The following is a 1057-nucleotide window of genomic DNA, read 5'->3' as shown; positions in this document are numbered from 1 at the left end:
GCAGCTCGCCGCGCCCCACCCGGAGGTCTACTCCGTCGAGGATCCGCGCACCGCCGATCCCAACCTTCTTCTCCGCACGCGTGTTGATCTTCTGCACGAGCTGGATGAACAGCTCCACCAGCGAGTCGGTGATCTCCGTCTCCCGCACATGGCACAGCGTCGACAGCAGGGTGTACCGCACCGGCCCGCCCGCCGCCCGCAGGTCCGAGGGGTACTCCTTCGACGCCCGCGCCCGCCAGGCCGCCACCAGCTTCTCCGACACATCCTCGAACAGCTCCGGCGGCAGCTCCAGCGCGCGCACCCGCTGGAGCTTGTTCACCTCCGCCAGCAAGCTGTCCAGCCCCAACGCGCCCGGGTCTGCCTTCAGCTCGGTGAAGAACGTGCCCCCGCCGCCCGCGCTGTCCTCACTCGCGCCAGTGTCCTCGGCGATCAGGTCGTCCAACCGGGACCGGGTCGCCGCCGACAGCCGACCCACCGTGGCCGCGCAGAACCGCTCCTCGAAGGTGCTGACCGCACTGCCCACCAGCCGGGCGATCTGACCCGCCGCCGGCGGCTCCAGCCGGTCCTTGCGGCAGCGCGCCACCACCGCCTCCGCCAGCCTGTCCCGGTTCAGCTCCACCCCGCACAGCTCGCCCGCCAGCCACTCCGCGAGCTGGGCCTGGTCCTCCTCGGTGCACTCACGGAAGCCGAACGCACCCCGGATCTCCATCCGGTGCCGCTTGATCGCCCGCCCCGACCAGTCGTACGCGGCCCACTCCTCCACGGCCACCTTCACCTGCTGGGCGACGTACGACACCGCCGGCGCCGGGATCTCCCCGGCGGCCTCCGGGAACCGGGCCTCCACCTCGAAGAACTTCAGCAACAGTGCGAACCCCAACCGGTTTGCCCCCGACTTGTTCCGCAGCCGCTCTTTGTCCTCCTCCAGCAGCGTCCAGACCTCGATCAGGTCCTCCGGCTCCCACTCCTGCCGCACCCCATGCTCCCTCCGGTCGTCATGACCGGTGGTGGGGCTGATCACCGAGGGGCTGATCGACCTGGTGGTGAACTCGCCGTCTGG

The 1057-nt window shown here is 70.5% G+C and carries 1 protein-coding gene; it reads right to left on the bottom strand.

The window, feature by feature from the left end; all coding sequences use genetic code 11:
- Window positions 1–1057: DUF4158 domain-containing protein (locus tag ACFT2C_RS29130; RefSeq protein WP_377210589.1), on the bottom strand; the 1057-nt coding region annotated here is incomplete at both ends.

The organism is Promicromonospora sp. NPDC057138, assembly GCF_042670845.1.
GTDB lineage: Bacteria > Actinomycetota > Actinomycetes > Actinomycetales > Cellulomonadaceae > Promicromonospora.
The sequence above is the reverse complement of the archived record's forward strand: the minus strand, read 5'-3'. Positions and strand labels throughout refer to the sequence as shown.